Genomic DNA, 25,695 nt, shown 5'->3' with positions numbered 1-25,695 from the left:
CGTTGTCCAGTTCGATCAAAGTTTCATAACTGGACGAAGAGTAGAAGGCTACGCTCTCCCGTATTCGTCGATTTTATTTTAGTTGGCTAGAAAATAACCCGTCCCTGTTTTAAGGAGACGGGCAAATACCAGAGTCAGTTTGGTCAGCTTGGTGGAAAAATTCATTCCCAAAAATCTAGGATCGTTTTTTGCACTATGTTCTCGTAACCATCTGTGATTGAAGGAAAAATGCCTTTGCTTTTACAGTGAGATCACAGCACGTATCTAAAAATGAATAGTATTTTTTGTTTGATAGGAAGGGAGAAGGAATTATTATGTAATTATGGAACCTAAGAGGAGGTGAGAGATTGCCCGGTTTTACAATTCCAACAGCAAGTTATGTCAAGGACATTGATTCCTATATCACTTGCTTCAGTTTCAGATGAGAATCTACTAGGTACTGTTACTGAAGCTATAGAAGACTATGAAGGAAAGGCATTTGCAGCAAGGAAAGTTGAGCCTTACTGATCCTACGACATTAGACGAAAATAATTTATCCTGGAAGAACCAAGAGAAAGCAGGTGGAGTTATGAAAAAATTGATTGCTGTTTCTGTTGCTACAATTGCTTTGTTAGTGGGAGGAGCATTTTCTTATAAAGAATTAAGTACTACTGAAAAAGATTATTCAGTTGCTATGAATCAGGCCGATTTTATTTTGTTTGAAAATATTGAAGAGGTTGAAAAGTACTCGGGCTATATAGTGCAAGCTGGATTTACTGGAAAGAGATCATTAAAAGAATGGAATCTTGGCGAAGGTGATGTAAAAGCTGCTTCTGAGTCCGAAGTAAAAATACAGAAGGTTCACAAGGGAAGTCTTAAAGAAGGAGATACAATCTCTGTATATGAGCCTGCTTATTTCGAGGGTGATGTTTTTGATACAGTGGAAGGTTATAATCTCATGAATGAAGAAGGTACCTACGTATTATTCTTGAGAGATACAGGTGATAAAGAAGGATATGCAATTATTGGAATGTATCAAGGCAAATACGATATCAGTGCAGGTATGCAGAATACAAAGGCTAAAAAAGCACAACCAACTGATACGTACCGTAGTTTAGAGGAAAGTGAATATTTTGGTGAAAATGTTGAGCAGTTTAATAAATTGAAGAAAGAAGTTTTAGAGAAATATAATTAACGATTAGCTAAATGGTCTTCTTTCAGCATAGATCAGCGTCTTCAAAAATTCGAGGCACCATCCTGTTATATAGGAGGTGCCTCATCGTGTTATTTGGTATATTCCATCACTTCAAACGATTGAATCTTGCTGAAAGTTACATAATCTTTTCTAGAAGTAAATGGTCCTTTGTTAAAGTCCTTATCGAACATATATGTTTCTTTGCCACGTCCATCTGCACGGCCATTGTACCAAGTGATGAAGTCCTGTACTTCGGATGTAGTTAAATCGAACTCTTTCTCGAGGCCACTGATCATTTTAATAACAAGGAGAGCGTTATCACCGGTGGGTTCAGGATTTGGTTCAGGATTTGGTTCAGGATTTGGCTCTGGCTCTGGCTCTGGAGATTCACTAACTTTCGCCATCATTTCCATTTCGCCGATTGTGACAAAGTTGGAGTAACCATTGTTCTCAGCAATATTAATCCGATATTTAATATAGTTATTTGGATTGTCGAAATAGAATTCCTTTTTTACACCAATTGCCCAATTTGAAATATTTTTTTGAGTATCTAAGATTACCCACTTTGAACCATCCCAGCCTTCAAAGGTCCATGTTTTTGGTAACTCACGAATCCCATCTATATTATTGAGTCTGGGCTTAATAGTATATTTCTGTATCTTTTGGGGAGTGGAAAATTCATATGCTAACCAACCTGTAACAGTGCCTTGGACAGTTCCCCATCCATACGCAGAATCGGTATCATCGAATGCAGCAAAAGGTAGGTGATTATTACTCCAATAAGAACTTGCACTTGCAATACCATTCGGTTCTGTGTTGCTGGTCATTTTAGGAATTAGGTCATCTGTATACTGATCTTCTGCAAAACCAATGGACTGACCAGAAAATATAACAGAGATGAAAAGTGCAAAACTTAAGATTAGCTTACTGTACTTCTTTACAGAATTCATAAAAGCCTCCTTGAACTGTTAAATATGGATAATTTACCTTAGGAATATATTACATTTTCTTAATTCGAGCAAAACAGTAAAAGGAATAAATTCAAATCAAAGGAATAATCAGTTGAAAAGTTCAATATATGTTCAAGAAAACAGCAAACCCGTCCCTGTTTTAAGGAGGCGGGTTTGCTTGGGATTGACCATACAAGAAGAGCAAATTCACATACACACCTAAACAGCCATATCATAATCAAAGACATTTGCATCGTATAACACCACATGCATTTTTTAACCTGTATTTATGTTTGGAGTGAAGCATTTCAATGAGAGAATAGGTGCCTGTATTCCTGTAAGAAAGGGTGAATCCAATTTGGCCTGCCCATTTTTTCAGCCCGCAGTCGAATATGATACGGGAGGGACATCTCCTTCCAGCATTACTTCTGCTGATTTTAATGGAGACAGTATTATAGACCTGGCTGTAGTGGATATTGGGTCCAATGATGTTTCCATTCTTCTTAACAATGGGTCCGGCGTGTTTTCCGTATCGCAAACGATACCCTTCAATACTTTGTTCCCTGGGTCTTTATTAGGGCAAATTGCAGCAGCAGATTTTAATGGAGATGGGCACATTGATTTGGCTGTAACGGATCAAACTCCCAATGACCGCGTTTTTATCCTTTTGAATAACGGGGATGGCACCTTTGCTGCACCCGTAGCTTATAGTACAGGTGTGTTTCCTGCTGTTTCGCAATCTTTTGCTATTGCTACAGGGGACTTTGATGGTGTAAACGGTGTGGACTTAGCTATAGCAAATGTAGGCCAAATTACAGGAACTAGCTTCATTACTGTCTTGTTGAATAATGGATCAGGTGTATTTACCATGGCGCCAGGAAGTCCTTTTGCCACTACCCCTGGTTTGGCCCCTTTTGATATTGTAGCGGCCGACTTTAATGGAGATGGCAAGCTTGATCTGGCCACTGCCAATCGGGACACGAATGATATAACGATATTTAACGGGAATGGGGACGGTACGTTCCAAACTCCTGGAGTGAGTTTCTCTGTACTTCCAGGGGGAGCATCCCCACTTAGCCTTGTAGCAGCTGACTTAAATGGTAATGGGTCTATCGATATTGCTGTCGCTAATATTGCTACGAGTAATGTAACCGTCTTTCTAAACAATGGGTTCGGTTCTTTTACAGAAGCAGCAGGAAGTCCCTTTTCCTTGGGCACTGATGCCTTTCCTTTTGATATAACGGCGGCTGATTTTAATTGTGATGGAGCCATTGATTTGGCTACCCCAAATGCAGGTTCTGATAACGTTTCTGTACTCATAAACAACGGAACAGGAGGATTCTCGACTCCCTTTCAGTTCCCTACAGGAGCAGGTCCTTTCAGCATTACAGTAGCTGATTTTAACGGAGACGGAAGAGTTGACATCGCTACGGCAAACGAGGGTTCGAACAATGTTTCTGTTTTGCTCAATGGCTGTGTGCAGCCACCGACCTGCCCACCTGACATGGTAGTACCCTGCCCTATCGTAAACTATTCAACACCTGTTGCCACCTGCCCCGGAGTCACTGTTACCTGTTCGCCGCCTTCCGGATCGCTTTTTCCAGTGGGAGATACTGTTGTCACCTGTACGGCACAAGATATATTTGGGAATACGGAAGTATGTTCATTTACCATCACGGTTATTGACGAGCCTCCAACCATCACTTGCCCTGAGGATATCACAGTCCCTGTTTTACCAGGGAGAACTTCCGCTACGGTTACCTATGAGGTCACTGCTACTGATACTTGTGGGGTAACCTCAATTACTTGTCATGGGATGACACGTTCCTTTTCCCCTCCTGCCCCCATTGCAGTTGCAACTTTTACCATGGACTTTCCTGTAGGGATGACGATGCTCACCTGCACAGCCAGGGATCAGTCAGGAAATACGGCTTCTTGCAGCTTTGTGGTTACCGTCACCTTTGGAGTCCCCAACAGTATTCAGCCGGAAATCATTCGCGTAAAAAAAGTGTATGATTGGGTTGTCCTTCAATCTAATTTTAGGCTCATACTGGATTTGAATCATAGTCGTGATGATCAAGGTAATCAAAAATGATGGAACCCGTCACCTTACAAAGGGACGGGTTTTCTTCGTTGTTTATGGTCTAATGGATATGGCTTTATTTCTTTAACCGGTATGGAACCGTAGCAATTTTTACATCTTGGCGGGCGAATAAATACGCGCGGATCAATAAGCTCGTTTGGTTATGAAGTAAGTTATGCCACCAGCGCTTGGTAATAAACTGTGGAATCATGACAGTAACATGGTCTGTTTCTGCCTTTTTCCATTCAACCGTATCAATAAACTTAAACAAAGGTCTTATTATACTGCGGTAATGGGAACGCAGGACAATCAAACGTATTCCCGGATTCCAGAGCTCCCATTTTTCCTCCATTTTTTTCATGTCTTCATCACTGAACCCGACGTAGACCGCGACAATGTCGTCTGACAAGGATTGCGCATAACTAATGGTGTTTTTCACCACCTGTGAAATCCCTGCCACAGGAATAACGATGACACTCCCTTTGGGTTCGGGCTTTTCTGTTTCCATATCGAGTCGTAGCTCATTTGCTAAATCTCTATAGTGCTGATTTATCTTCCTAAAGATGAAAATGACGATAGGAAGGAACACAAAAATCGGCCACACCTGTGTGATTTTTGTAATGAAAAAGATCAGGCAGATGGTAAGGGTCGTAAGCATTCCTAACGTATTAATAATGAAAGGTGTGAACCACCCTCGGGGCTTTTTGGAAATCCAGCGTTTCATCATTCCTGCTTGTGACAAGGTAAACGGTATAAAAACACCGAGCGCATACAAAGGGATTAAGTTTTCCGTTTCACCTTTAAACGCGATCACTAATAGGGCAGAAAGAACAGCCAAGAAAATAATCCCGTTTGAAAACCCAAGACGATCTCCTCGAACCATGAACATGTTTGGCATAAATCTGTCCTTGGCAAACATAAAGGCGAGTAAAGGAAAGGCTGCAAAAGCAGTATTAGCCGCCAGGAATAAAATAAGCGCTGTAACAGCTTGTATCGAGTAATACATGATTCCTCGTCCAAAAACAGTAGAAGCGATTTGAGATACCACTGTTTCCTTAGGATTCGGTGAAATACCATACAAATAGGCCAACAGGCTAATGCCCATGAACATAACTCCGAGGATAAGTCCCATCATGATAAGAGTTAATGCTGCATTTTTGGGTGCGGGGTCCCTGAAGTTGGGAATGGCATTGGATACGGCTTCTACCCCTGTTAATGCGGAACACCCTGAACTAAATGCTCTCAATAGAAGAAATAAGGTTATACCTGGAACAACTGCCCCATATTCTGGGGGATGAGTTTGAACATTCCCCACCAGCCATTGATATCCGCCGCCAATAATTAGGACAAGCATGGCGAAAACAAACAAATAAACAGGATACATTAAAATCGTTGCGGATTCTGTGATTCCCCGTAAATTTAATACCGTCACGATGGCAATCATGAACAGTGCAATCAGAACGCGATGTTCATGGAGGACTGGAAATGCCGAAGTAATAGCGTCTGTAGAAGCAGACGTACTAACAGCAACCGTTAAAATGTAGTCCACGAGTAAAGAGCCACCTGCAATCAGTCCCGTAGTCGTTCCTAAATTGTCCTTGGCGACAATGTATGCTCCACCGCCTGTTGTATAAGCAAAGATGGTCTGGCGATAAGACAAAATGAGGATGGTTAAAAGACAGACAACCGCAATGGAGATGGGGAGAGAGTACCACATCGCTACTGCTCCCAAAGAAATTAACACGAGAAGAATTTGTTCTGTTCCGTAAGCGACAGAAGACAGAGCATCAGATGAAAGTACCGCCAAAGCCTTTACTTTATTTAACTTTTCTTCGGCAAGCTCACTTGATTTCATAGGTCTACCGAGTAAAAATCGCTTGAATTCTGAGATCATGCGTAGTCCCCTTATCTGGCATTTCTCGTTAGTTTTCCCTCTACCACATGAAAATTAGTCAAATGATGAAGTCCATTAAAAGAAGGAACCTGAATAGCTGATGATCGAATAATACAAATACCATAATGTCAAAACTAAAAATTGACATGACACCAACGAGATGAGGGGTGTTTCTTGATGACAACAAGTAAAACGAATCCTAAGGTTGATGAATTTTTAGGCAAGGCGAAAAAGTGGAAGGCAGAATACGAGAAGTTGAGAAGGATTGTTCTGGACTGTGAGTTGACCGAAGACTTCAAGTGGATGCATCCCTGTTACACGTTTGAGAAAAAAAACATCGTTTTAATACATGGATTTAAAGAATATTGTGCGCTACTGTTTCAAAAAGGTGCTTTGTTAAAAGATCCAAATGGGATTCTCATTCAACAAACGGAGAATGTACAGGCTGCTCGTCAGATCCGGTTCACCAGTGTGGAAGAAATCATGGAAATGGAATCTATTTTGAAGGCCTATATTCAGGAAGCCATTGAAGTTGAAAAAGCCGGTTTGGAAGTGGACTTTAAAAAGCATGAAGAATATGCCATTCCTGAAGAATTTCAAAATAAATTGGATGAAATCCCTGACTTGAAAACTGCCTTTGAAGCATTGACTCCGGGACGGCAAAGAGCCTACCTGCTTCATTTTTCAGCACCCAAACAAGCCAAAACGCGAGAGTCAAGGGTTGAAAAATGTATGCAGCAAATTCTCGAGGGAAAGGGATTAAATGATTAATGGAAAGAAAAGAGGCGGAAACTACCGCCTCTTTTTCGTGCTTCGCCATAGGGCTCGTTACATTTTGAAAAAAAATACGAAGAAAACCGAACCTTTTTTCGATCGAGAGACAATATAGGGTGTAAGCTGCTTAATCAGGAGGGCCCTCTGAATGCAAAACGAAGAGATGTATCAATTACTTATAAAAATGAAAGAGGGTGATCAACAAGCGTTTCATACGATGTATGACGCCACCTTTCAGGACGTCTACCGGACCGTTTCCTTTCTGGTAGATCATAAGCAGGATCGGGAAGATGTCATGAATGAAATTTATATGCAAATGTGGACCTCACTTGCTAATTACGATACGAACCGTCCTTTCCAGTTTTGGCTGCATGGCCTGGTAATCCGTCAAGTGCAGAGATTTCGGGTCAAGAGCTGGAGGAGATTCCGCATTTTTGAACGCATTCGTGCCTTCTCCCACGATGAGTCTTATTTGGATGAACATACAGCGTTGATGGATGGTACAAACCAAATGATATCTCAGTCCATACGAGAACTGACCGACAAACAGCGGACAGTGATTATCTTCCGCTTTTATCACGACTATACGCTTGAGGAAATTGCGACTTTGCTTGATATTCCGCTGGGTACAGTGAAGTCCAGATATCATGCTGGCCTCCAGGCGCTTCGAAAAAACATAGGGAATCTCCCCGTGGAAAGGATGGAAAAGATCAATGACTATTGAACGCAAAATCCGTGAACATCTGCACGAAGAGGCACAAACGATGGAGTGCCCGCCGGCCATTTCCAAACGAATCGAACAATCCTATTCTCACTATTTGCAACGAAAAAGGAGCGAAATAACGATGAAAAAACGATTAATTGGTGGATTAGTTGCTGCTGCGATTTTGATTCCAACCGCAGCATTTGCGTCCCCTGTTGTGATTGACATGCTTACTCGAGCACCAATAACTTCTGAACAAGTCAAGCTGGATGAGGCTGGAAAAGCAACACTTGAGAAGCTGTATCGTGCCATTCCTGAAACAAAATCATTTGAGATTATCGAGGCAAGCTACCTTGGAGACCCCAATGATTCAACCAAAAAGGTCCAATTAAGCATCGTCTTGCAGGAAAAAGGGGGAACTGGCAAAAAGATTACCCTCCATACAAACGGTATTACGGATGAGATTCAAGACCTGACGCAAGAGAATTGGGAGCCGAAAGAGAAAGCACTCATTACGTTATCCGATCAGGAAATCAAGGGGAAGGTAGATCAGCTCATTGATAAATTGTATGGCAACATCAAAGATTACGAGGTTGCCATGGAGCAAATGGACAATCCAAATCAAAAAACATTTATCTTGAATTACACCAAGAAGGGATCAGAAGGATTTGAAGGAGGGGGTTACCAAGTATTTGTTCAGGGTAATTCAATTAGTCTTTCTCCGGTAGCTCCTGAACCAAATACGGGAGTAGAAGGCTATTTCTCATTAAATGGTAAGCCTGATTATACTGCTGATAGCTTCTTAAACGATGAAAAACTGTTTGCTTTACTAAAAATGAGCCCGAAAGAGTTAAAAGAAGAACTAGCAAAGGGAAAAACTGTTGTGGAGATTGCAGCATCGAAAAATATCTCGAAACAACAAGTGATTGATGTGATTGCAAGAACACAGGCTGAAGGACAGCTTCAAGATGGGAAAAATAAAGTAACGATCAGCGATGAGTTACTGAAACAAATGATGAAAGAAATTGAACCAAAAGTCGTACACGTAATTGAACACAAAACGGAAACGGAATGGAAGTAATAGAGAAGAGGCGGGAAACCGTCTCTTTTTTCGTTAAAAATAAAGTTGTGCGTCCGCCTACGGGAAGATTCTTGATGGCGACGTATACTGTAACGTACATTTTGACTTCATGCTAAAGTCAATCGAAAGGAGAGGTCGCCGTGGCAATTGGACAGATGACTCGGGTCAGCTTGCCGTACCCCTCTACATGGGAAATTCAAGCGAGCTTCGGTGGAAGACCAACCACGTTGGGCACATTGGTGATATCCAATGTCTCGAATGGCAGGGTCAGCGGTACCGTTAATTTCCGTGGTACTCCGACTCCCATACAAGGAAGTTGGGATGAGAGGTCCAGGCAAATCACGATTGAATCACCTTATGCCAATTTTGTTGGCACCTTGGCTTACAAAGAAGAGCCAACAATTGGGTTGCGACATTATGTATTACGAGGATCGGTTCGAATGAAGCCCCCATCTGTGCGGGCAGGAGAAGTGGGAACATGGACGGCCGTTACGCATTTACCGCTGTAAGGAAAAAGGAGGCACCTTCCTGTTAGAAGAAGGTGCCTCCTTTTGTAATGTGCGGTTACAGTTTATTGCGTGATTCCGAGCATTTGCTTCATATCTTCTTGAGCATCACCAATCAACTGAATATGGAACAAGTCTTGTAATACTTGCAGAACACCGGGCTGAATGAACTCAGGCAATTTTGGGCCGATCCGTATATCTTGTATCCCTAGGCTAAACAGACCGAGCAGGATGGCAACCGCTTTTTGTTCAAACCAGGAAAGAACGATACTTACCGGCAGCTCGTTCACTTCACATTCGAAGGCATCGGCTAATGCAGCCGCAATCGTAATGGTAGAAACCGAGTTATTGCACTGTCCCAAATCGATATATCTTGGGATGTCGGTACCTGGCACGGTGCCGAAATCTACATCGTTAAAACGGAATTTTCCGCAGGAGGTCGTAAGAATGACTGCTTCTGGTGGTAAGGACGTAGCCAATTCACGGTAATACTCGCCTCCCTTGCCAGGAGCGTCACAACCTGCGATGACGAAGAAGCGTTTGATCTTTCCTTCCTTGACTGCCTGAATAATTTCAGGGGCGATGCCCAGAACCGTTTTATGATGATACCCGGTCGTCAGTGTCAGTTCCGATTCGATGGAAACCTCAGGAAGAGACAATGCCTTTTCAATGAGCGGCGCAAAATCGTTTTCTTCGATTTTCGTTACATTTTCCAAACCGGTTATATCATACGAAAAGAAACGATCGGCGTAGCTGCCTCGAATAGGCATCACACAGTTTGTTGTAGCCAGGATAGCGCCGGGAAACTTCTCAAACAACTGGCGTTGATCGTACCATGCTTTCCCGATGTTCCCTTTCAAATGAGGATATTTCTTCAGTGCGGGATAGCCATGTGCAGGCAGCATTTCGGAATGCGTATATACATTGATTCCTTTGCCTTCTGTCTGTTTTAACAGCTCTTCGAGAGCAAACAGATTGTGCCCCGTAACAACGATGCATTTTCCTTCTATTTTGTTTTGCGAGACTGTGATTGGCTGCGGCACTCCGAAATGATCCGTATGAGCCCGATCCAAAAGCTCCATGACTTTTATCGCGGCCTTCCCTACTTTCATGGCCATTTGCAAATGTTCGTCCAAGTTGAAATTCACATTCGTCAATGTAAAATAAAGAGCTTCCTGTGTAATCCCGTCCACTTCAGGATCGATATATCCCAGTTGTCGAGCATGTGTCGCATAAGCTGCAATCCCTTTTAAAGCAAAAATAATGGTATCCTGAATACTCGCAAGATCTTCATTCTTTCCGCAAACGCCGATGACCTTACAACCACCTGTTGGAGTCTGTTCACATTGATAACAAAACATGTATAATCCACTCCTTCGATCCAAGATTTCGCTTTGATTATAAGCGGATTGCTTGGAAGGAGCTGTGATTAAAATCACAACGAAACCAAACTTTGCCTCTTATCATAGTGGATGAAGAAGATTTCCCAAGTGAGGGGTGTTGTTTATGGTACGAAAATGGCAGTTGCCATTACAGACGTTGAGTCTTACGGTCGGTTTCATGGTATGGGTCATTCTGTCATCGCTCATGCCTTTTATCAAAGAAACCGTACCCATGAGTCCAAGCGAAGTGGCGTGGGTGACAGCGATTCCTGTTCTTCTTGGATCGCTGCTGAGAATCCCAGTTGGATATTGGAGTAACCGATTTGGCGCGAGGCTATTATTTAGCATCAGCTTTCTCTTGCTGCTGGCTCCTGTTTTCTATATTAGCCAGGCGACCACGTATACCGATTTGTTAATCGGCGGGTTATTTATAGGGATAGGCGGAGCGGTGTTTTCCGTTGGTGTCACGTCTCTACCTAAATACTATCCGAAAGAGAAGCATGGTTCTGTAAACGGAATCTACGGTATGGGGAATATTGGTACAGCGATCACGACGTTTTCAGCGCCAGTTCTGGCTAAATCGTTTGGATGGGCAACCACTGTACAGATGTTTATGCTATTGCTTGTGGGATTCGCAGTGCTTACCTTCTTGATGGGGGATAAAAATGAACCTAAGGTAGTGACTCCTCTTGGTCAGCAGATAAAGAGTGTCTACAAAAACGAAAAGCTGTGGTTGATCAGTTTGTTCTACTTTATTACGTTTGGTTGCTTCGTTGCTTTCACCGTGTATCTCCCGAACTTTTTAGTGAGCCATTTCCAACTGGATAAAGTAGATGCAGGTATGAGAACAGCAGGGTTCATTCTTTTGGCGACACTTGCAAGACCATTGGGAGGTTGGCTTGGAGATAAGTGGAACCCCTTCAAGGCGTTGATGATTGTGTTTGCCGGGCTCGCCTTGTCTGGTCTTGTCTTATCGTTTTCGCCATCGATTTTGATGTATACAGTAGGGTGCTTGTTGGTAGCGGCATGTGCCGGAATCGGTAACGGTGCTGTGTTCAAATTAGTGCCGATGTATTTCTCGCGACAAGCGGGGATTGTAAATGGGATCGTATCTGCTATGGGGGGATTAGGAGGATTTTTCCCGCCGTTGATCCTAACGCTGTTATTTAATCTGACCGGGCATTACGCGATCGGTTTCATGGCGTTATCGCAGTTTGCACTGGTGAGCTTGGTCTTGGTGATGTGGATGTTTTACCAAGAGAAGCTGCAGCTCGCCGCCACCATTATGGAAAAGACGGGAGAGGCGATACTGATTACCGATACGCGAGGAGTCATTAAAAGTGCGAACCACGCTTTTACGAAAGTGACTGGTTATGAGATGAATGAAGTGATTGGCAAGTCCCCCAATATTTTAAAATCAGGCAGGCAGAATGCCGATTTCTATCAAAAGATGTGGGACTCGATCAAGAAGAATGGCTATTGGCAAGGAGAGATCTGGAATCGTCGGAAGAATGGGGATCAGTATCTCCAATGGTTAACGATTAGCGCGATTCTGGACGATGCAGGTGAAGTCGAGTACTATGCTGGCATGTTCAGCGAGCTAGTGGAGCAAAGACATGGATAAAGAAGCTTGAATCACGGATGAAAAAAAGTCTTGGACGGACAAGTCCAGGACTTTTTTTGTGCAGGAAAGTATGTAGACTTTGCTCACATTTGACAAATATCAGGTGGGCAATCATCACAATAAATCGCTTCTTTTAAATAGGCAAGGTCCTTAATCAAGATATGCCCGTGGGGAAGCAGATCGATGGAATCCTGTTTTTTTAGATCGGAAAGCATCCGGTTGACACTTTCTCGTGTCAGTCCAATGAATTGTGCCAAATCGCGATTGGTAAGGGAAAGGTCGATGAGGATTCCGTCGGGGTGTGGCTTGCCGTACGTGTTACTCATGCGGATTAGCGTGGAATACAAGGCGCCGATTTTGCCATTGAGTAGCAAATCGCGAAATTTGGACTGCATCCGCCTGTTCATCAATCCCATCCAACGCAGGAAGTCTACGCAAAATTGGCCGTTTTTGATGAGCATTTTTTCCAACCCTTGTCGTGGGATGATCCATACCTCACCCTCCATCAACATGGTTCCTGTGGAGGTGTACGTCAATTCCTGTTCGAATAGCCCGGAAACGCCAACTAGCTCTCCTGCACCAAATACTTGCAGTGTTAATTCTTTTCCATCGTTCGTGTTTTTTGTGAGCTTGATTTGGCCCGACGAAATTAAGAATAGCTGATCGGCTCTTTCACCATCCAAAAACAGAACGGCTCCGGGAACGAAATTTTTCCGAACAGAAAACGTTTCAAGGCAATTCACAAAATCGGAAGAAATCTGCTCGACAAACGTTGTACCATTTCCGGTCATGTGGGTCCCCCTTACAACAAGGATATATAGGTAACTCATTATATCATCCGTAAACAATAGTTTGGGAAGAGAAAATCGTCCTGATTGTGGCAGTGGTGTGAGGTAAATCACAACCTGGGTTTCGAGCTGTTGCTACAATGGTCTCGAGCGAAAGGAAAAAATGAGCAGCAGCAGGGAGGGTGTTGTATGAATTATCTATTTGCTTCCAAAGTGGCGAAGCGTGCTTTTATCATCATTGCTTGCTTGTTCGTCCTAAGTTACGTGGGAACACGTTTTTTCACGCATATTGATTTGGCGCTTTACGGCTATATGGTGGGGACCCTTGTCTTTATCGGAGGTTTCCTTTATCGATTTTCTGCGTGGGCAGATCGCCCGCCAACGAATGTCATTTTGAAAAAGGGGCTACGCCTGCTCTTTCGTAAAAGCACGGCGAATACAGCAGTGGATCATCTGGCCATCTATCGCTTTATTTGGAATCGGGGATGGTACCGCTGGACACAGCACATTTTGCTGGGATGGGGATGCATCTTGGCCGCGTTTGTCACCTTTCCGTTAGTGTTTGGCTGGATGTACTTCACGATGACGGACAATGGCTACTATCAGGTCGTGTTCATGGGTGTGGATGTTCTGACCGTACAAGCGGATGGCTGGATTGCGTTTCTCTTTTACAACGCGTTGAACATTACTGCTTTTATGGTCATCGGTGGAGCAGTCATGGCCTTGTATCGCAGATTAAAGAACATGCAGGCACGGGCTGAACAATCCTTTGTCTACGACTTTTTGCCTTTATACCTGCTGCTGTTTATCAGCGTGACAGGCTTGATGTTAACCGCAAGCAACATGTTCTTAGGGGGCTTTGGGCACCCGGTCATATCAGTCACTCATCAATTTGCAGTGATTGTAACATTGATATATCTGCCATTCGGAAAACTGGCTCACATACCGTTCCGTCCCATGAGTGTGTTTGCACGCAATTATCGTGAGCACTATGGCGAGCAGGAAATGAAAAAGTGCAAAGTGTGCAGCAATGAGTTTGTTTCTGCGGAACAGTCGGCAGATGTAATCAACGTGCTGGGTAAAAACGAAATGGCTTTTCAAATGGAAGAAGGATTCCACTTGGCTGAACTTTGCTTGCCGTGCCGCAGAAAATACCGGATGTTCCGCTTTACAGGAGTTCCTACGCACGAGATCAATGCCAGGGAGGCAAATCAACATGCCAAAGGATAAATTTTTTAAAGTAATTGAAAACAAGATACATCCGAATGAGAAATTGGTCAGCACGCACTGCAGCTACTGCGGTATGCAATGCGGGATGAATCTGCGTGTAGATACAACGACGAACAAGATTATTGGAGTGGAGCCACGATACGATTTTCCTGTCAATCTGGGGAAGATGTGCCCAAAAGGGGTGACGGCTTATCAGCAGGTGAATCATCCGGATCGGATACAGCGGCCGTTGATTCGAACAGATGCTTCATTAAAAGGCACGGCGGAAGGCTTTCGGGAAGCGTCATGGGAAGAAGCGCTTGACTTGATCGTTTCCAAGTTCAAGGAGTTGCAGCACAACTATGGCAAAGATACCTTGTCTGTTTACTCTGGCGTTTCCATGACGAACGAAAAATGCTACCTCACGGGTAAGTTTGCGCGGGTTGCCTTGCAAACTCGCTATATCGACTATAATGGCCGCTTCTGTATGTCCTCCGCAGCGGCAGGATTGAATCGAAGCTTGGGGATTGACCGCGGTTCTACTATTCCTTGGACGGACATTCACCAAACAGACTGCTTGTTTTTGGCCGGATCAAACGCGGCCGAGTGTCACCCAACCAGCATGTTCCGTATTTGGGAAGTGCAAAATCGAGGCGGCTACCTGATCGTAGCCGATCCAAGGGAAACGCCTTTGGCACGTCGCGCTGATATCCACTTGGATCTGCGGCCTGGTACGGATTTGGCGCTGGCAAACGGAATCGTTCATCTCCTGATCGAGAATGGACATATAGATGAAGACTTTATTCGAAATCATACGAATGGTTTTGAAGAAACAAAAGAAGTGGTTGCTACCTTCACACCGGAGTATGTCAGCGAAATAACAGGAGTTTCGGTGGAGAAGATTGTGCGGGCTGCCGACATTTTCGGGAGGGCACCCGATGCAATTGTGATGTTTTGCCGTGGTGTGGAACAGCAGGCGAAAGGAACGGATAACGTATCGGCCTATACGAACATGTCACTCGTCACAGGCAAGATTGGCCGCCCAAAATCAGGGGTAGCAACCCTTACTGGTCAAGGAAACGGTCAAGGAGGGCGGGAACATGGGCAAAAAGCCGATCAATTGCCTGGCTACCGCAAGCTCGACAATCCTGAACATGTGCGTGAAATAGCGTGTGCATGGGGCATTCCCGCGGAAGAGATGCCGCAGAAAGGTGTCTCTGCCTATGAGATGTTCCAGCTCATGAAGGATAAAACGATTCGCAGCTTATACTTACTCTGCTCCAATCCTGTGGTAAGTGCGCCAAATCTAAACCATGTTCGAGAGTCCCTGAAAAGTCTGGATTTTATGGTTTGCTGCGACTTTTACTTGTCCGAATCAGCTGAATACGCTGATGTCGTTCTTCCCGTTACGACTTGGGCAGAGGACGATGGAACGACAACCAATCTCGAAGGGCGCATCATTCGTCACCGTCAGGCACAGGAATGGTTTGCCGAATCCAAGCCTGACTGGTGGATTCAGATCGAAATCGCCAAAAGAATGGGGCGCGGAAAATTCTTTACTTACTTGAAGTCTCCTCAGGATATTTTCAATGAAATACGTCAGGTCTCCAAAGGCGGAGTAGCTGACTACTACGGCGTCACCTACGAGAAAATTGATCAAAACAACGGTGTTTTCTGGCCGTGCCGCGAGGAAGGCGATGAGGGACAGCCACATTTATTCCTCGATAAAAAATTTTATCACCCGGATGGCAAAGCCAAAATATGTGCGCTGCCTTACCGTCCGCCAGCGGAGGAGCCGGATGAAGAATATCCTTTGCGGTTAACGACGGGACGAGTTGTGTTCCACTATTTGTCCGGGAACCAGACAAGACGAATCCCGTTTTTGAAGGACATGTATCCTGATCCGCTGCTTGAGGTTCACCCAAAAACAGCGACACGTTACGGTATTGAACACGATGAGCTGGTCACTCTGAAAACGAGAAGAGGAGAGGCGCAGTACCGCGTGAAAGTGATCGAGGCGATTCGGGAGGATACGGTGTTTGTTCCGTACCATTGGGGAAAAGCGCAGTCTATCAATCTGCTGACCAACCCGGCATTGGACCCATATAGCAAAATGCCAGAGTTTAAAGCGTGCGCCGCGAAAATCATCAAGCACAAACATGGAGGAGTTCGCCATGGGTAAACAAGTCTTATACATCGAAATGGATAATTGCATAGGTTGTCGAAGCTGCTTGGCGGCGTGTACACAGTGTGGAGGTCACGACAGCCGAAACCGAAACTACGTACTGGATGTCGACCCGTTTATCAGCAGACAAACGATTCCCCTCATGTGCTTTCATTGTGTCAATCCTGCTTGCGCCCGCAGCTGTCCTGCTCAGGCGATTCAAATCGCAGATAATGGGGCCGTATTGTCAGCTTTGGTAGAGAAATGCATCGGTTGCCAAAATTGTACGATTGCCTGCCCCTATGGGATTCCTAAATTTGATGAAGAGCAGAATCTCATGTACAAGTGCGATCTATGCTACGACCGTACGAAAGAGGGAATCCCGCCGATGTGCGCTTCGGTTTGCCCGACAAACACCTTGCAGTGGATTGAGGAAGCAGAGCTGGAAGAAAAACGGGCACAGATTCCTTTGGCCAATGGCAAATGGACTGCCAGCCACGACCCGGATGTGCTGGAAGGCGAAACCAATGTGAAAATTAGCCTGCCTGGCATTCTGCAGGGCAAACAGAAGCTATTCTAGAGGGGAGATATACCTTATGGAGAACGAGAAAACCCGCCCCATTCCGTTGAAGGATGACAATTACACGCATAACATCAATCGTTCCAATGAGCGTAGTCTGGATCGACGGAGTTTTATGAAAACAATGGTAGGAGCGGCCGGTCTTTTCGCGGCATCTACGCTGCCATGGGGAGCATTAGCTGCCAAGGAGCTGATGAGTTCATCCAGCAAGTCGTATCCCACACAAAAAATCGCGAATCTCAGCGATATAAAGCCCGGAGATGCGATTGAGTTTGCTTATCCAGGAGAGCATGACAGCGCGTTGTTCGTTTATGTGAAGGAAAAGGAATACAAGGCGTATCAAAATGCATGTACCCACCTACGTTGTCCGGTATTTTGGGACCGGGATGAGAAAGAGCTGCTATGTCCTTGCCATCACGGGAAATTTGATATTGCCACAGGTAATCCGCTCGCTGGTCCCCCAAGAAGACCACTTCCGGAAATTGTGCTTCAAGAGAAAGATGGAGCCGTATACGCTGTAGGGGTGAAGAAATATGAAGAGCAGCTATAGAGGTGTCATCCTATTAGCATTGATCTTGTTCGCCAGCATTGTTTGCACGCAGTACACAGTCAACATGTATCTTGCACAGCGATATATGGAGGTACTCTTGCTCAGCGGTGCAACGGTAGTGTTGTTCCCACTGGCATGGATGGTATTGAGAAAAGACCAGCGAGATCGAAGAGAGCAAGGGAAATAATCTGGGAAAGGAGTGTGATCAGTTGCCATGAATCCTAGTAAGCAAACGATTGCCGAGCTTCACCAGGAGCTGCCTGCCTTGGTGGATAAAAAAATGGGGATACTCATTCAAGATTTGGCGGATAATGCCGAACCACACAGTCCGGCTCTCTTGGAAAGGCAGCTGGCAAAATGGGAGATCACGGAGGATGAGGAGCATCTGCGACTCTATTTTAATCCTTGCCAGTTTGTTGCGATTCCCATCCAGAATGGACCGGTTGTTTTTTCGCAAGAGGATGACTGTATTCGCATGGTTGCTAGGGACAATCGGGGACAGCTAGCGTATCGCATTTCTTTTGGTAACTAACTCCCACTAGTAGATGGAGGGATTGTAATGGGACCACCGCCTATAGGATGTATGGGGATGATGCAGGAGTTTGAAGGGAGAAGGAAGCTGTGTCCAGCCCTGGAAAAACTGAAAGACGAGCACCTAGCATTAGCTGAGCAGATGAATGAGCTCGTACATCTGGCAAATAACCTGAAAGCTACTGCCGAACCTACGAAACGAAAAAAAGGCTTAACAGAGCTCCATGAGCTGGCGTCCTCGTTTCGGGCGGAACTGGAGAAACACTCCAGACGCGAGGAGGAAGACCTGTATCCCCTGATGGCTAACTATATCGAACGGGAGATGGGACCGATTGCTGTCATGGAGGAAGAGCATGATCTTATTCATGAAAGCCTGATGTCGTTCATGCGAATCGTAGAAAAGGAAAAGTCTGAACCAGTTGAAATAGAAGCGGTCCACACTCATTTGCTGAAGTCAATAGAAATCCTCATGGAACATTTCTTTAAAGAAGAGAGTGTCCTCTTCCCGATGGCAGAATACGTATTGAGTGACGCAGAGAAAGAGCAGTTGCGAGTACTGTTTCAAGCTTAGAAATCATGTAGCCCTCCTACTGGTAAAAGTGGGAGGGTGATTTCGTTTTCCGATTATATCCTATTGAGGGGAAATGTGCGTGTTGATACTGTCATTTGTCGGTTTCAATCAGATAAAATCAATCATTTACTAGTAGGGATTAATTAGAGGAGGAGGTGTTCAAAGTGCCGATTGTTAAACCTTATCTAACCTCATTGAGATTTACGTCCACCATGGGTGCTGGAACCGGTACTGGTGCTGCGTTTGCCATTGCGGCAACTGCATTTACCACTGACGCGGGCGCTGCTGCCACAGCATTTCCTGGTACGTTTGCTTTTTACAATCTCTACGTCAACGGTGTGCTTCAGGCAGGTAATACTTCCACAATCACAACAACAGCGATCACGATTCCAGGTGGAGATGCCGAAAACGGTGGTACACCCATAGTTGTAGAGTTTGTCGTTAACTAAGATGAATAGGATGGTGGCCCCAGGTGGATGGAATGTGCCTGGGGTTCACTATATGTGTAAATCGGAGTGAAGGGTCGAAGCACTTCGAGAAAGGACGAGTGATTTCATGAGGCGCTATGTCACACAGTCATACACCGTGAGGAGACAGTGTCTGCAAATCGTCCAGCCATTAGGTTGTCCCGGGATTTTTCCAGTAAAGCCCTCCCCCACATGTCCTCCCTGTCCCCCGTGTCCATGTACGCCTGGTATCATACGAACAGAAACCTATCAGTATACAGCAATATCAGATGGAGTCAAAAATGTGTATACCAACAGTGATGCTGTCATGCCATTCAGTACTTCCGGGATTCTGGATCCGAATGAAGTTTCGGTTATGAATCTATTCATCAATGGAATGCTACAACCTTCCAATTTGTATGTGGTCCAGCCGGGAGTTGTGATTCTGAGTGACATTCCTGTACAAGGGGTTCCTCTTATTCTTCAGTTCATCAAAATGATTCTCTCATAAATGGTAGCTTCCTTCTCGGGAAAAGGTCATGTCATACATACATGCCATTTTCCTTCCATGTTGTGCCCTTGATGGCGTACACGGCGCACATCAAGGAGGGTAGGCGAATATCATGGCGATATCGACTGAAACCGTACAGGAGGTATATTTCCATGTATCCGAGATACCCATACTACAGTTACAAAACTACTTGCGAAGAGACTCCCCTTACGTTTCCGCCTCAGCATCAGGATCGACAACCGGGGATGGAATACTTGATGGTCCCGCGACCGATTTTCGATAATCCTGACTATATCGGAAGCGGCAAGCTTCGGGGAAAGGTAGCGATTATAACGGGTGGAGATAGCGGGATCGGCCGTGCCGTAGCGGTTGCTTTTGCGAAGGAGGGGGCAGCCGTAGCGATTCCTTATTTGGATGAGCACATCGACGCCGAGGAGACTAAGCAAGTCGTTGAGTATTACGGAGGGCAATGTTTGCTGCTGCCGGGAGACTTGCGCGACGAGGCTTGGTGTCGGGAGGTAGTACGCCAAACGGTTGCTTGTTTCGGCAAAGTGGATGTGCTTGTTTTGAATCAAGGCGTACAGTTTCCACAAGAAAGCATTCTCCAGATAAGTCGCGAGCAACTGGAAGACACGTTTCGCACCAACCTTTTCCCCTTATTTTACATCACACAAGAGGCGTTGCCGCATTTGCAACCAGGCAGTTCCATCATTAGTACGGCTTCGGTTACTGCCTATGCCGGTCATCCGCAATTAGTTGATTATTCAGCAACCAAAGGGGCCATCGTCTCCTTTACCCGCTCCTTGTCCCTTCAATTGGTCAAGCAAGGCATCAGGGTGAATGCAGTTGCTCCTGGACCAATCTGGACTCCGCTGCAAGTATCCAGCTATTCGGCAGAATACATCACGACTTTGGGTGTCGACACGCCGATGCGTCGCGCAGGACAGCCGTTTGAGCTGGCTCCGACCTATGTCTACCTGGCCTCGGATGATTCGGGATATGTCACGGGCCAGGTATTGCATGTCAATGGTGGAACGATTACAGGGACGTAGCGGTGATTTAAAAGTCTCTCGTCTTCGATTTGGTAGGCAAGATCGCTTGCTCTCCCTTTTCATAGAAAGCCAGTAGAGTATGGACAAAACTCAATCTCGGCACGATTATATAGACCGCTAAGGCAGACCCAATGCTGATCAAGGCACCCACAATGACATCTGCCGGATAATGAACGCCTACCAAAATGCGAGAAAGCCCGACACAAACAGCAAGCAGCATCCAGAGTGGCCCCGTCGTCTTTCTAAAAAGCCAGTAGGTCATGCAAAAGGAAAAAAACAAGATCGTATGGTCGCTCGGAAATGAATTGTCGACCGCTTTTTGTACCAATTGATTGACATTCGCAAGCTCTGCGAATGGCTGATTATTCGCATGAAGGCTTCCAGCTACTTTCCCGAATAGCTCAGCGATGACAAACGTAAATGTCGCACAAACGACCATGATGCGATTCTCATGTTTTCTCGTAAACCAATACACCAAAGCGCTTAACGCCAGAATAAACACCGTATATTCCGCTACGTAAAAAGACACGGGATTGAGAGCCGGATACTCTTTCCCCAAGTCATTAATCAAGCGAAAATAGTGAATGTTGATTTCCATGCCATTCATTTTGGAGATCCCCCTTTACATGTAACAGGAGAATTTTAATCGATAAGAGAGAAATGGGAAATTGATTTACCTTACGAAATATTACAGGGTTGTAAGGTTGGTTCGGTAGCATCAAAAAAGAGACGGCAGAACCGTCTCTTTTTCATTGGGCAAAAGTTTTTTGTTTTTTGTTTTTGCCCGCTGCTTTGGGATAAATGTCTTTTTTGACAGCCTTTAATTTTCCGGCACGATCCATGGTCACGTTGATGGTATGATCCGGGGAAGTGTAAATGACAAGAACCTGTGTCTTGTTTTCCTGGACAGTAGAGGAGTTGATCTGTGAGAACTTGTATTTTTCTGCTTGCTTTCCAAACAAAAGCTTGAGGTGCTCCTTGCCTTTTTTGATCGCTTCCTCATCACTTAAAACTTCTTTCGAAGAGGGGAGTCCGTTTTGAATGTCGACGCTGATCAGCTCTCCCGTACTTGCGTTTACATGGACAACTCCGAAGTCTGGGGTAGTACCGTCTGGTTTGCTCGACAAGATCGCTTCCAGACGTTCGATCGGACCAGAAGTGGTGGTAACATTCTCTTTTACGATAGAGGTGATGTGATAGTTCTTCAGGTCAGGGATGGCTTCTTTGACGTGATTCAGAGTCGCTTTTGCTTTTTGATTCAGATCGTTTATGGAAAGCTCTTCTAACTTGGTCGCAGTTACAGTTGCTTTCTCTTTGTGGGAAGAGGCTGCTGCGGCTTCGTTGGTCAGAATAGGTGTGTTTGGCAAAAGGAGTGCCGCTATCAGGGTGAATGCGAGTACCTTACGCTTGGTCATTTTGATCATCCCCATTATTTGTCAGTTGGGTGTACATGATTTAATACGGAAAGAGATTCGAATAAGTAACGGGAAAAATTGTGAAAATTTTATAACAGACGACCAAAGGGAGAAAGTGTCGAAAAATAGTTTTGAAATTTTATTTCAAATCTGACAATTCATCTTGATATTTTATTTCAAGCGTCTATAATACAAAATATGTAATCCATTACCACGTCTCACCATCATGTAAGCGCTTAATAATCCTGCGGACTAAAGGGGTGATATCGTGTTGAATGGCGGGTTGCTGCGCATCCGCGAATCGTTGCACAATATCAAGCGTTCTGAACAAAACGAAGGAGCTGTTCCGCGCCATTCTGATTCCCACTTCCTCCTTAGACTACACAAACTCCTGCCTTTATCCTTTTATCCTATCAGTCAGTAAAGAGTCCATTACCTTCAAAGTATCCACATGTAGCTAGAAGTACGTGAGGCGTTTGGAAATATCGTTAGCTATGCAAGTTTTCATTTATTGCAATTGGGGAGGTTTTCCATGAAAAAGAGAAGGTTTCTCTCAGTACTTGGTTTGATTGGCTTAACCGCGGCATTGCTTATTTCCGGATGTAGCAGCCAGTCCTCCACACAGCAGGGGGACAAAGTTGAGTTGTATATGGGCTACAACTCTGATCCGCCCACGAAGAAAAAGATGGAAGAAATTATCGCAAAATTCGAACAGTCACATCCGAACATCAAAATCAAAACAATGACAGCACCTTATGATGACTTCTATCAAAAGCTGACGACTCAGATCGCGGCTGGGAATGCACCTGATCTTTGGCAGAGCGACGGGACAAAAGTATTTGGCTACGCCCAACGTGGCGCGATTCTCGACATCACCGACTACGTCACGAAAGAAATCAGCAAAGAGGAGCTCAACGGTCTGGAGTTCAACAAAGACTCTGACGGGAAGTATTGGGGTGTGCCGCAGGGCATCCAAGTCGGAGCGCTTTTCTACAACAAGGATTTGTTCGACAAAGCGGGCGTGCCATACCCTACGGCTGACTGGACCTGGGATGATTTAAAGGCGGCTTCCGTCAAGCTGACCCTCGATGCCAACGGGAAAAATGCAGACGATCCTGCTTTTGACAAAAAATCAGTGAAGCAGTACGGCTTCGCGTTTTTCGGTAGCTCACGCGGGGCGTTTAACATCTTGAAAGCGTATGGTGGTGGGGTATTGGACCCGACGTTGAAAAAATCGATTATCAACAGCCCGGAGAACAAAAAAGCGGTCGAGTGGATGGTCGACGGCATGCAGCGCAAGCTCTTCCCGAATCCGGCTGATCTAAAGGCGTTCCAAAGCAACTTCAAAGCGTTTTTGAGCGGGGCTGTAGCGATGCAAATCGATATTTACGCAGCAACAACCTCGATGAATGGTGCAGGGTTGAATTACGATGTCGCTCCTATGCCAAAAGGGCCGGACGGCAAACGCTTCGCACCCGTCATCGCCAACTCATGGGTCATCAACAAAAAAGCAGAGGAAGAGAAGGTCAAGGCCGCTAAAGAATGGATCACCTACTGGACGACATCTGATGAAGCGCAAAAAGAGTGGACAGAAGTAGGCGAAGCTATTCCAGTGAAAAAATCAGTGGCGAATTCCGAAATGTTCCTAAACCCAGCCACGAAGCCGGAAAACAAAAAAGTGTTCCTCGATACCTTGGAGTTCGCAGGCACGATTGATACCAACGCTGTCTTTACCGAGTGGGTGAAGGTGTTCACGGATAATCTGGCGGAGCTGTTCATGGATAAATACGGAACGGACGACTTCATTACGAAAACAGACCAAGGCATTCAAAAAGTTCTGGATGATTTCTTCAAGAAGCAGTAGTCATCTATCAGTGAGGATGTGTGCCAACCATGCTAGAGCTGCAAACCAAGCAACAGGCGAAGCCTGCTGTGAACAAGAGAAAATGGTTGGATAGCGAGGGGAGATGGGGATTGCTCCTGGTCTCCCCTTATCTCATCCACTTTCTCGTATTCGTCGTGGGAACATCGGTCGCGTCATTGTACTTTAGCTTTTCGGATTACGATATTTTAAATCCGCCCAAATGGACGGGCTTGGACAACTACGCAAAGCTGTTTGAAGACCCGCTGTTTTATCGCTCGTTATGGAATACGGTCTATTTTACAATCCTGTACGTTCCGGCCAAAACGTTTTTGGCGTTGCTATTAGCGGTAGCCCTGAATCAAAAGCTGAAGGGCCTGAAATTTTTCAGGATGGTTCACTTTTTGCCGGTGATCTCCTCATGGACAGTGATCGCGTATGTAGCGGATGCGGTATTTAACCAGCGGATCGGTTTTGCCAATGCTTTTCTAACCAAACTGGGCATCGCCCCGCAAAACTGGCTGATTGATGAATTCTGGGTCATCCCGGTCTTGGTTCTCATCGCCATCTGGAAATCGGTCGGTTACATGATGATTATTTTTCTGGCTGGGCTGCAAGGAATTTCTTCTGACATGTACGAGGCAGCCTCGATTGATGGAGCGAACGCTTGGCAAAAGTTTTGGCGGGTGACAGTCCCGATGATTTCCGGCACGACCTTTCTGGTCATCATCTTGAACACGATTTACTCCTTCCAAAACTTCGAGCAGATTTTTGTCATGACGGGTGGCTCTACAGAGGCAGGCTCGACAGGTGGAGCGAATAACGCCAGTCTCGTCCTAATGCTATTCATGTTCCGTCAAGCATTCAGCTTTTTCAAAATGGGCTACGCCTCTGCTATCGCGTGGGTGCTGTTCCTTATCCTGCTTGCCATTACGCTCATCCAATTCAAGCTGCAAAAGAAATGGGTTCATTATGATTAAGAGGCAAGGAGGTAACCATGCAAAAGCGTTTTCCACTCAATAAAATCGTCGGATACCTGTTTGTCATAGCGAGTGCGTTGATTATGCTGGTACCGTTTTTGACGACTGTGTTTAACTCGCTGAAAACCTACAAGCAGTACATGCAATTTCCGCCAGAATGGCTGCCCAATCCAACACAGTGGAGCAATTATACAACCGTGTGGGAACAGGCGAATTTTAGCAGCTATACGATCAACAGTCTGATTGTTGCGATTCTTTCTGTTATCGGGGCTTTATTGTCCAGCTCGATGATTGCCTTTGCTTTTGCCAGGCTGCGTTTTCCTTTCCGCGACACGCTGTTCATGATTGTGCTGGGAACAATGATGATCCCGGGGATCGTCACGATAGTCCCGCAGTTTATTATCTTTAAAAATTTGGGACTGCTCGACACGTTGGCTCCGCTTTGGATTTTGGAGTGGCTCGGACAGCCGTTTGCCATTTTTTTAATGAGGCAAGCATTTTTAAATATCCCGAAGGATTACGAGGAAGCGGCAAAGCTGGATGGCTGCAATCCGTTCCAGATTTACTGGCGGGTGTTTTTGCCGATGTGCAAGCCTTCCTTGGCAACACTGGCGGTCTTTACGTTTATGGGGAAGTGGAATGAGATTTTGGCGCCAGTCATTTATCTCATTTCGGACGAGAACTTTACGCTGCCGATCGGGATTTTGTCTTTGAGTGGTCAGTACAAGACAGAGGATCAACTGCTGGTAGCAGGGGCCTTGATCAGCTTGATCCCGATTTTGATCGTGTTTTTGTTTGCGGAGAAATATTTTGTGGAAGGCTCCAAAACTTCTGGATTGAAATAGGGCGTAGTAAGGGAGGCAAGC

At 45.2% G+C, this 25,695-nt stretch carries 26 protein-coding genes; 20 read left to right on the top strand and 6 right to left on the bottom strand.

All coding sequences use genetic code 11. The features are described 5' to 3' along the window. The first annotated feature begins 478 nt into the window (after positions 1–478). On the top strand, positions 479–1,174 hold the full coding sequence (locus BBR47_RS23690) for a hypothetical protein (protein ID WP_231850517.1): 696 nt from the start codon (positions 479–481) through the stop codon (positions 1,172–1,174). Positions 1,175–1,263: 89 nt separating this feature from the next. Here the strand turns inward: BBR47_RS23690 and BBR47_RS31390 are convergent, their stop codons facing one another. Next, positions 1,264–2,124: a discoidin domain-containing protein gene (locus BBR47_RS31390; protein ID WP_015892968.1), complete on the bottom strand. Its 861-nt coding sequence runs from the start codon at positions 2,122–2,124 to the stop codon at positions 1,264–1,266. 289 nt (positions 2,125–2,413) lie between these two features. On the opposite strand from BBR47_RS31390, the gene BBR47_RS23680 reads away from it, so the two are divergent. After that, positions 2,414–4,219, top strand: a complete 1,806-nt coding sequence (locus BBR47_RS23680) for an FG-GAP-like repeat-containing protein (protein ID WP_015892967.1) — start codon at positions 2,414–2,416, stop codon at positions 4,217–4,219. Positions 4,220–4,283: 64 nt separating this feature from the next. On the opposite strand, the gene BBR47_RS23675 is transcribed toward BBR47_RS23680, so the two are convergent. Next, on the bottom strand, positions 4,284–6,101 hold the full coding sequence (locus BBR47_RS23675) for an APC family permease (RefSeq protein WP_015892966.1): 1,818 nt from the start codon (positions 6,099–6,101) through the stop codon (positions 4,284–4,286). Positions 6,102–6,278: 177 nt separating this feature from the next. Between BBR47_RS23675 and BBR47_RS23670 the strand changes: the two genes are divergently transcribed. The 4 genes from BBR47_RS23670 to BBR47_RS23655 all read left to right on the top strand — a co-directional run bounded on the left by BBR47_RS23670 (position 6,279) and on the right by BBR47_RS23655 (position 9,168). After that, entirely contained in the window at positions 6,279–6,872 is a 594-nt protein-coding gene (locus tag BBR47_RS23670; protein WP_015892965.1) for a YdeI/OmpD-associated family protein, read from the top strand. Between the two features lie 151 nt (positions 6,873–7,023). Further along, positions 7,024–7,599 (top strand): sigma-70 family RNA polymerase sigma factor, encoded by a 576-nt coding sequence (locus BBR47_RS23665; protein ID WP_015892964.1) that lies wholly within the window; start codon positions 7,024–7,026, stop codon positions 7,597–7,599. After that, positions 7,589–8,659, top strand: coding sequence for a hypothetical protein (locus BBR47_RS23660; RefSeq protein WP_041749607.1), 1,071 nt, complete (start codon positions 7,589–7,591; stop codon positions 8,657–8,659). The genes BBR47_RS23665 and BBR47_RS23660 overlap by 11 nt, the downstream gene beginning before the upstream one ends. Before the next feature lie 140 nt (positions 8,660–8,799). Then, positions 8,800–9,168: a hypothetical protein gene (locus BBR47_RS23655; RefSeq protein WP_050763843.1), complete on the top strand. Its 369-nt coding sequence runs from the start codon at positions 8,800–8,802 to the stop codon at positions 9,166–9,168. 62 nt (positions 9,169–9,230) lie between these two features. Here BBR47_RS23655 and hcp read toward each other — a convergent pair whose 3' ends face one another. Continuing rightward, on the bottom strand, positions 9,231–10,526 hold the full coding sequence (gene hcp / locus BBR47_RS23650) for a hydroxylamine reductase (RefSeq protein WP_015892962.1): 1,296 nt from the start codon (positions 10,524–10,526) through the stop codon (positions 9,231–9,233). Positions 10,527–10,671: 145 nt separating this feature from the next. Between hcp and BBR47_RS23645 the strand changes: the two genes are divergently transcribed. Further along, positions 10,672–12,171, top strand: coding sequence for a nitrate/nitrite transporter (locus tag BBR47_RS23645; protein WP_015892961.1), 1,500 nt, complete (start codon positions 10,672–10,674; stop codon positions 12,169–12,171). Positions 12,172–12,254: 83 nt separating this feature from the next. Here BBR47_RS23645 and BBR47_RS23640 read toward each other — a convergent pair whose 3' ends face one another. Beyond that, a complete protein-coding gene (locus BBR47_RS23640; protein WP_015892960.1) occupies positions 12,255–12,962 on the bottom strand; it encodes a Crp/Fnr family transcriptional regulator in 708 nt (235 codons plus the stop codon). Between the two features lie 186 nt (positions 12,963–13,148). On the opposite strand from BBR47_RS23640, the gene BBR47_RS23635 reads away from it, so the two are divergent. The 10 genes from BBR47_RS23635 to BBR47_RS23590 all read left to right on the top strand — a co-directional run bounded on the left by BBR47_RS23635 (position 13,149) and on the right by BBR47_RS23590 (position 20,573). Next, positions 13,149–14,189, top strand: coding sequence for a hypothetical protein (locus BBR47_RS23635; RefSeq protein WP_015892959.1), 1,041 nt, complete (start codon positions 13,149–13,151; stop codon positions 14,187–14,189). Next, the gene (locus BBR47_RS23630) at positions 14,176–16,350 is read left to right on the top strand and encodes a molybdopterin oxidoreductase family protein (RefSeq protein WP_015892958.1); all 2,175 of its coding nucleotides are present in this window, start codon (positions 14,176–14,178) and stop codon (positions 16,348–16,350) included. The genes BBR47_RS23635 and BBR47_RS23630 overlap by 14 nt, the downstream gene beginning before the upstream one ends. Next, on the top strand, positions 16,343–16,912 hold the full coding sequence (locus BBR47_RS23625; protein WP_015892957.1) for a 4Fe-4S dicluster domain-containing protein: 570 nt from the start codon (positions 16,343–16,345) through the stop codon (positions 16,910–16,912). Before BBR47_RS23630 ends, BBR47_RS23625 begins: the two co-directional genes overlap by 8 nt. Positions 16,913–16,928: 16 nt before the next feature. Continuing rightward, positions 16,929–17,462: a Rieske (2Fe-2S) protein gene (locus tag BBR47_RS23620; protein WP_015892956.1), complete on the top strand. Its 534-nt coding sequence runs from the start codon at positions 16,929–16,931 to the stop codon at positions 17,460–17,462. Then, the gene (locus BBR47_RS23615) at positions 17,446–17,649 is read left to right on the top strand and encodes a hypothetical protein (RefSeq protein ID WP_015892955.1); all 204 of its coding nucleotides are present in this window, start codon (positions 17,446–17,448) and stop codon (positions 17,647–17,649) included. The genes BBR47_RS23620 and BBR47_RS23615 overlap by 17 nt, the downstream gene beginning before the upstream one ends. Before the next feature lie 27 nt (positions 17,650–17,676). Continuing rightward, positions 17,677–17,994, top strand: a complete 318-nt coding sequence (locus BBR47_RS23610) for a hypothetical protein (RefSeq protein WP_015892954.1) — start codon at positions 17,677–17,679, stop codon at positions 17,992–17,994. 57 nt (positions 17,995–18,051) lie between these two features. Next, positions 18,052–18,564, top strand: coding sequence for a hemerythrin domain-containing protein (locus BBR47_RS23605; protein WP_041749606.1), 513 nt, complete (start codon positions 18,052–18,054; stop codon positions 18,562–18,564). Positions 18,565–18,728: 164 nt separating this feature from the next. Beyond that, positions 18,729–19,013 (top strand): DUF4183 domain-containing protein, encoded by a 285-nt coding sequence (locus BBR47_RS23600; RefSeq protein WP_015892952.1) that lies wholly within the window; start codon positions 18,729–18,731, stop codon positions 19,011–19,013. Between the two features lie 106 nt (positions 19,014–19,119). Beyond that, positions 19,120–19,521 carry a DUF4183 domain-containing protein gene (locus BBR47_RS31845; RefSeq protein WP_015892951.1) on the top strand — a complete coding sequence of 134 codons (402 nt, stop codon included), beginning with the start codon at positions 19,120–19,122 and terminating at the stop codon, positions 19,519–19,521. Between the two features lie 152 nt (positions 19,522–19,673). Continuing rightward, positions 19,674–20,573: an SDR family oxidoreductase gene (locus tag BBR47_RS23590; protein ID WP_015892950.1), complete on the top strand. Its 900-nt coding sequence runs from the start codon at positions 19,674–19,676 to the stop codon at positions 20,571–20,573. A 7-nt stretch (positions 20,574–20,580) separates the two neighbouring features. Here the strand turns inward: BBR47_RS23590 and BBR47_RS23585 are convergent, their stop codons facing one another. Next, complete coding sequence (locus tag BBR47_RS23585) at positions 20,581–21,180, bottom strand: undecaprenyl-diphosphatase (RefSeq protein ID WP_015892949.1); 600 nt, start codon at positions 21,178–21,180, stop codon at positions 20,581–20,583. A 142-nt stretch (positions 21,181–21,322) separates the two neighbouring features. Then, positions 21,323–21,988 carry a hypothetical protein gene (locus BBR47_RS23580; RefSeq protein ID WP_015892948.1) on the bottom strand — a complete coding sequence of 222 codons (666 nt, stop codon included), beginning with the start codon at positions 21,986–21,988 and terminating at the stop codon, positions 21,323–21,325. 532 nt (positions 21,989–22,520) lie between these two features. On the opposite strand from BBR47_RS23580, the gene BBR47_RS23575 reads away from it, so the two are divergent. From BBR47_RS23575 to BBR47_RS23565, 3 genes are read left to right on the top strand one after another with little or no spacing between them, the layout of a single operon-like run. After that, positions 22,521–23,852 (top strand): ABC transporter substrate-binding protein, encoded by a 1,332-nt coding sequence (locus BBR47_RS23575; protein ID WP_015892947.1) that lies wholly within the window; start codon positions 22,521–22,523, stop codon positions 23,850–23,852. A gap of 29 nt (positions 23,853–23,881) precedes the next feature. Then, entirely contained in the window at positions 23,882–24,829 is a 948-nt protein-coding gene (locus BBR47_RS23570) for a carbohydrate ABC transporter permease (RefSeq protein ID WP_015892946.1), read from the top strand. 17 nt (positions 24,830–24,846) lie between these two features. Beyond that, entirely contained in the window at positions 24,847–25,674 is an 828-nt protein-coding gene (locus tag BBR47_RS23565; protein WP_015892945.1) for a carbohydrate ABC transporter permease, read from the top strand. Positions 25,675–25,695 lie beyond the last annotated feature (21 nt).

This window comes from Brevibacillus brevis NBRC 100599 (assembly GCF_000010165.1).
Classification (GTDB): Bacteria; Bacillota; Bacilli; order Brevibacillales; family Brevibacillaceae; genus Brevibacillus; species Brevibacillus brevis_D.
Note: the sequence above shows the minus strand (reverse complement) of the source record. Positions and strands in the feature narration are given on the sequence as shown.

Bases quoted from the DNA above. Each gene is read 5' to 3' on its own strand.
- BBR47_RS23580 (WP_015892948.1), bottom strand. From the start codon at position 21,988: ATGACCAAGCGTAAGGTACTCGCATTCACCCTGATAGCGGCACTCCTT.
- BBR47_RS23575 (WP_015892947.1), top strand. From the start codon at position 22,521: ATGAAAAAGAGAAGGTTTCTCTCAGTACTTGGTTTGATTGGCTTAACC.
- BBR47_RS31390 (WP_015892968.1), bottom strand. From the start codon at position 2,124: ATGAATTCTGTAAAGAAGTACAGTAAGCTAATCTTAAGTTTTGCACTT.
- BBR47_RS23660 (WP_041749607.1), top strand. From the start codon at position 7,589: ATGACTATTGAACGCAAAATCCGTGAACATCTGCACGAAGAGGCACAA.
- BBR47_RS23665 (WP_015892964.1), top strand. From the start codon at position 7,024: ATGCAAAACGAAGAGATGTATCAATTACTTATAAAAATGAAAGAGGGT.
- BBR47_RS23645 (WP_015892961.1), top strand. From the start codon at position 10,672: ATGGTACGAAAATGGCAGTTGCCATTACAGACGTTGAGTCTTACGGTC.
- BBR47_RS23585 (WP_015892949.1), bottom strand. From the start codon at position 21,180: ATGAATGGCATGGAAATCAACATTCACTATTTTCGCTTGATTAATGAC.
- hcp (WP_015892962.1), bottom strand. From the start codon at position 10,526: ATGTTTTGTTATCAATGTGAACAGACTCCAACAGGTGGTTGTAAGGTC.
- BBR47_RS23630 (WP_015892958.1), top strand. From the start codon at position 14,176: ATGCCAAAGGATAAATTTTTTAAAGTAATTGAAAACAAGATACATCCG.
- BBR47_RS23590 (WP_015892950.1), top strand. From the start codon at position 19,674: ATGTATCCGAGATACCCATACTACAGTTACAAAACTACTTGCGAAGAG.
- BBR47_RS23680 (WP_015892967.1), top strand. From the start codon at position 2,414: ATGTTTGGAGTGAAGCATTTCAATGAGAGAATAGGTGCCTGTATTCCT.
- BBR47_RS23625 (WP_015892957.1), top strand. From the start codon at position 16,343: ATGGGTAAACAAGTCTTATACATCGAAATGGATAATTGCATAGGTTGT.
- BBR47_RS23565 (WP_015892945.1), top strand. From the start codon at position 24,847: ATGCAAAAGCGTTTTCCACTCAATAAAATCGTCGGATACCTGTTTGTC.
- BBR47_RS23610 (WP_015892954.1), top strand. From the start codon at position 17,677: ATGAATCCTAGTAAGCAAACGATTGCCGAGCTTCACCAGGAGCTGCCT.
- BBR47_RS23570 (WP_015892946.1), top strand. From the start codon at position 23,882: ATGCTAGAGCTGCAAACCAAGCAACAGGCGAAGCCTGCTGTGAACAAG.
- BBR47_RS31845 (WP_015892951.1), top strand. From the start codon at position 19,120: ATGAGGCGCTATGTCACACAGTCATACACCGTGAGGAGACAGTGTCTG.
- BBR47_RS23635 (WP_015892959.1), top strand. From the start codon at position 13,149: ATGAATTATCTATTTGCTTCCAAAGTGGCGAAGCGTGCTTTTATCATC.
- BBR47_RS23605 (WP_041749606.1), top strand. From the start codon at position 18,052: ATGATGCAGGAGTTTGAAGGGAGAAGGAAGCTGTGTCCAGCCCTGGAA.
- BBR47_RS23670 (WP_015892965.1), top strand. From the start codon at position 6,279: ATGACAACAAGTAAAACGAATCCTAAGGTTGATGAATTTTTAGGCAAG.
- BBR47_RS23675 (WP_015892966.1), bottom strand. From the start codon at position 6,101: ATGATCTCAGAATTCAAGCGATTTTTACTCGGTAGACCTATGAAATCA.
- BBR47_RS23640 (WP_015892960.1), bottom strand. From the start codon at position 12,962: ATGACCGGAAATGGTACAACGTTTGTCGAGCAGATTTCTTCCGATTTT.
- BBR47_RS23620 (WP_015892956.1), top strand. From the start codon at position 16,929: ATGGAGAACGAGAAAACCCGCCCCATTCCGTTGAAGGATGACAATTAC.
- BBR47_RS23615 (WP_015892955.1), top strand. From the start codon at position 17,446: ATGAAGAGCAGCTATAGAGGTGTCATCCTATTAGCATTGATCTTGTTC.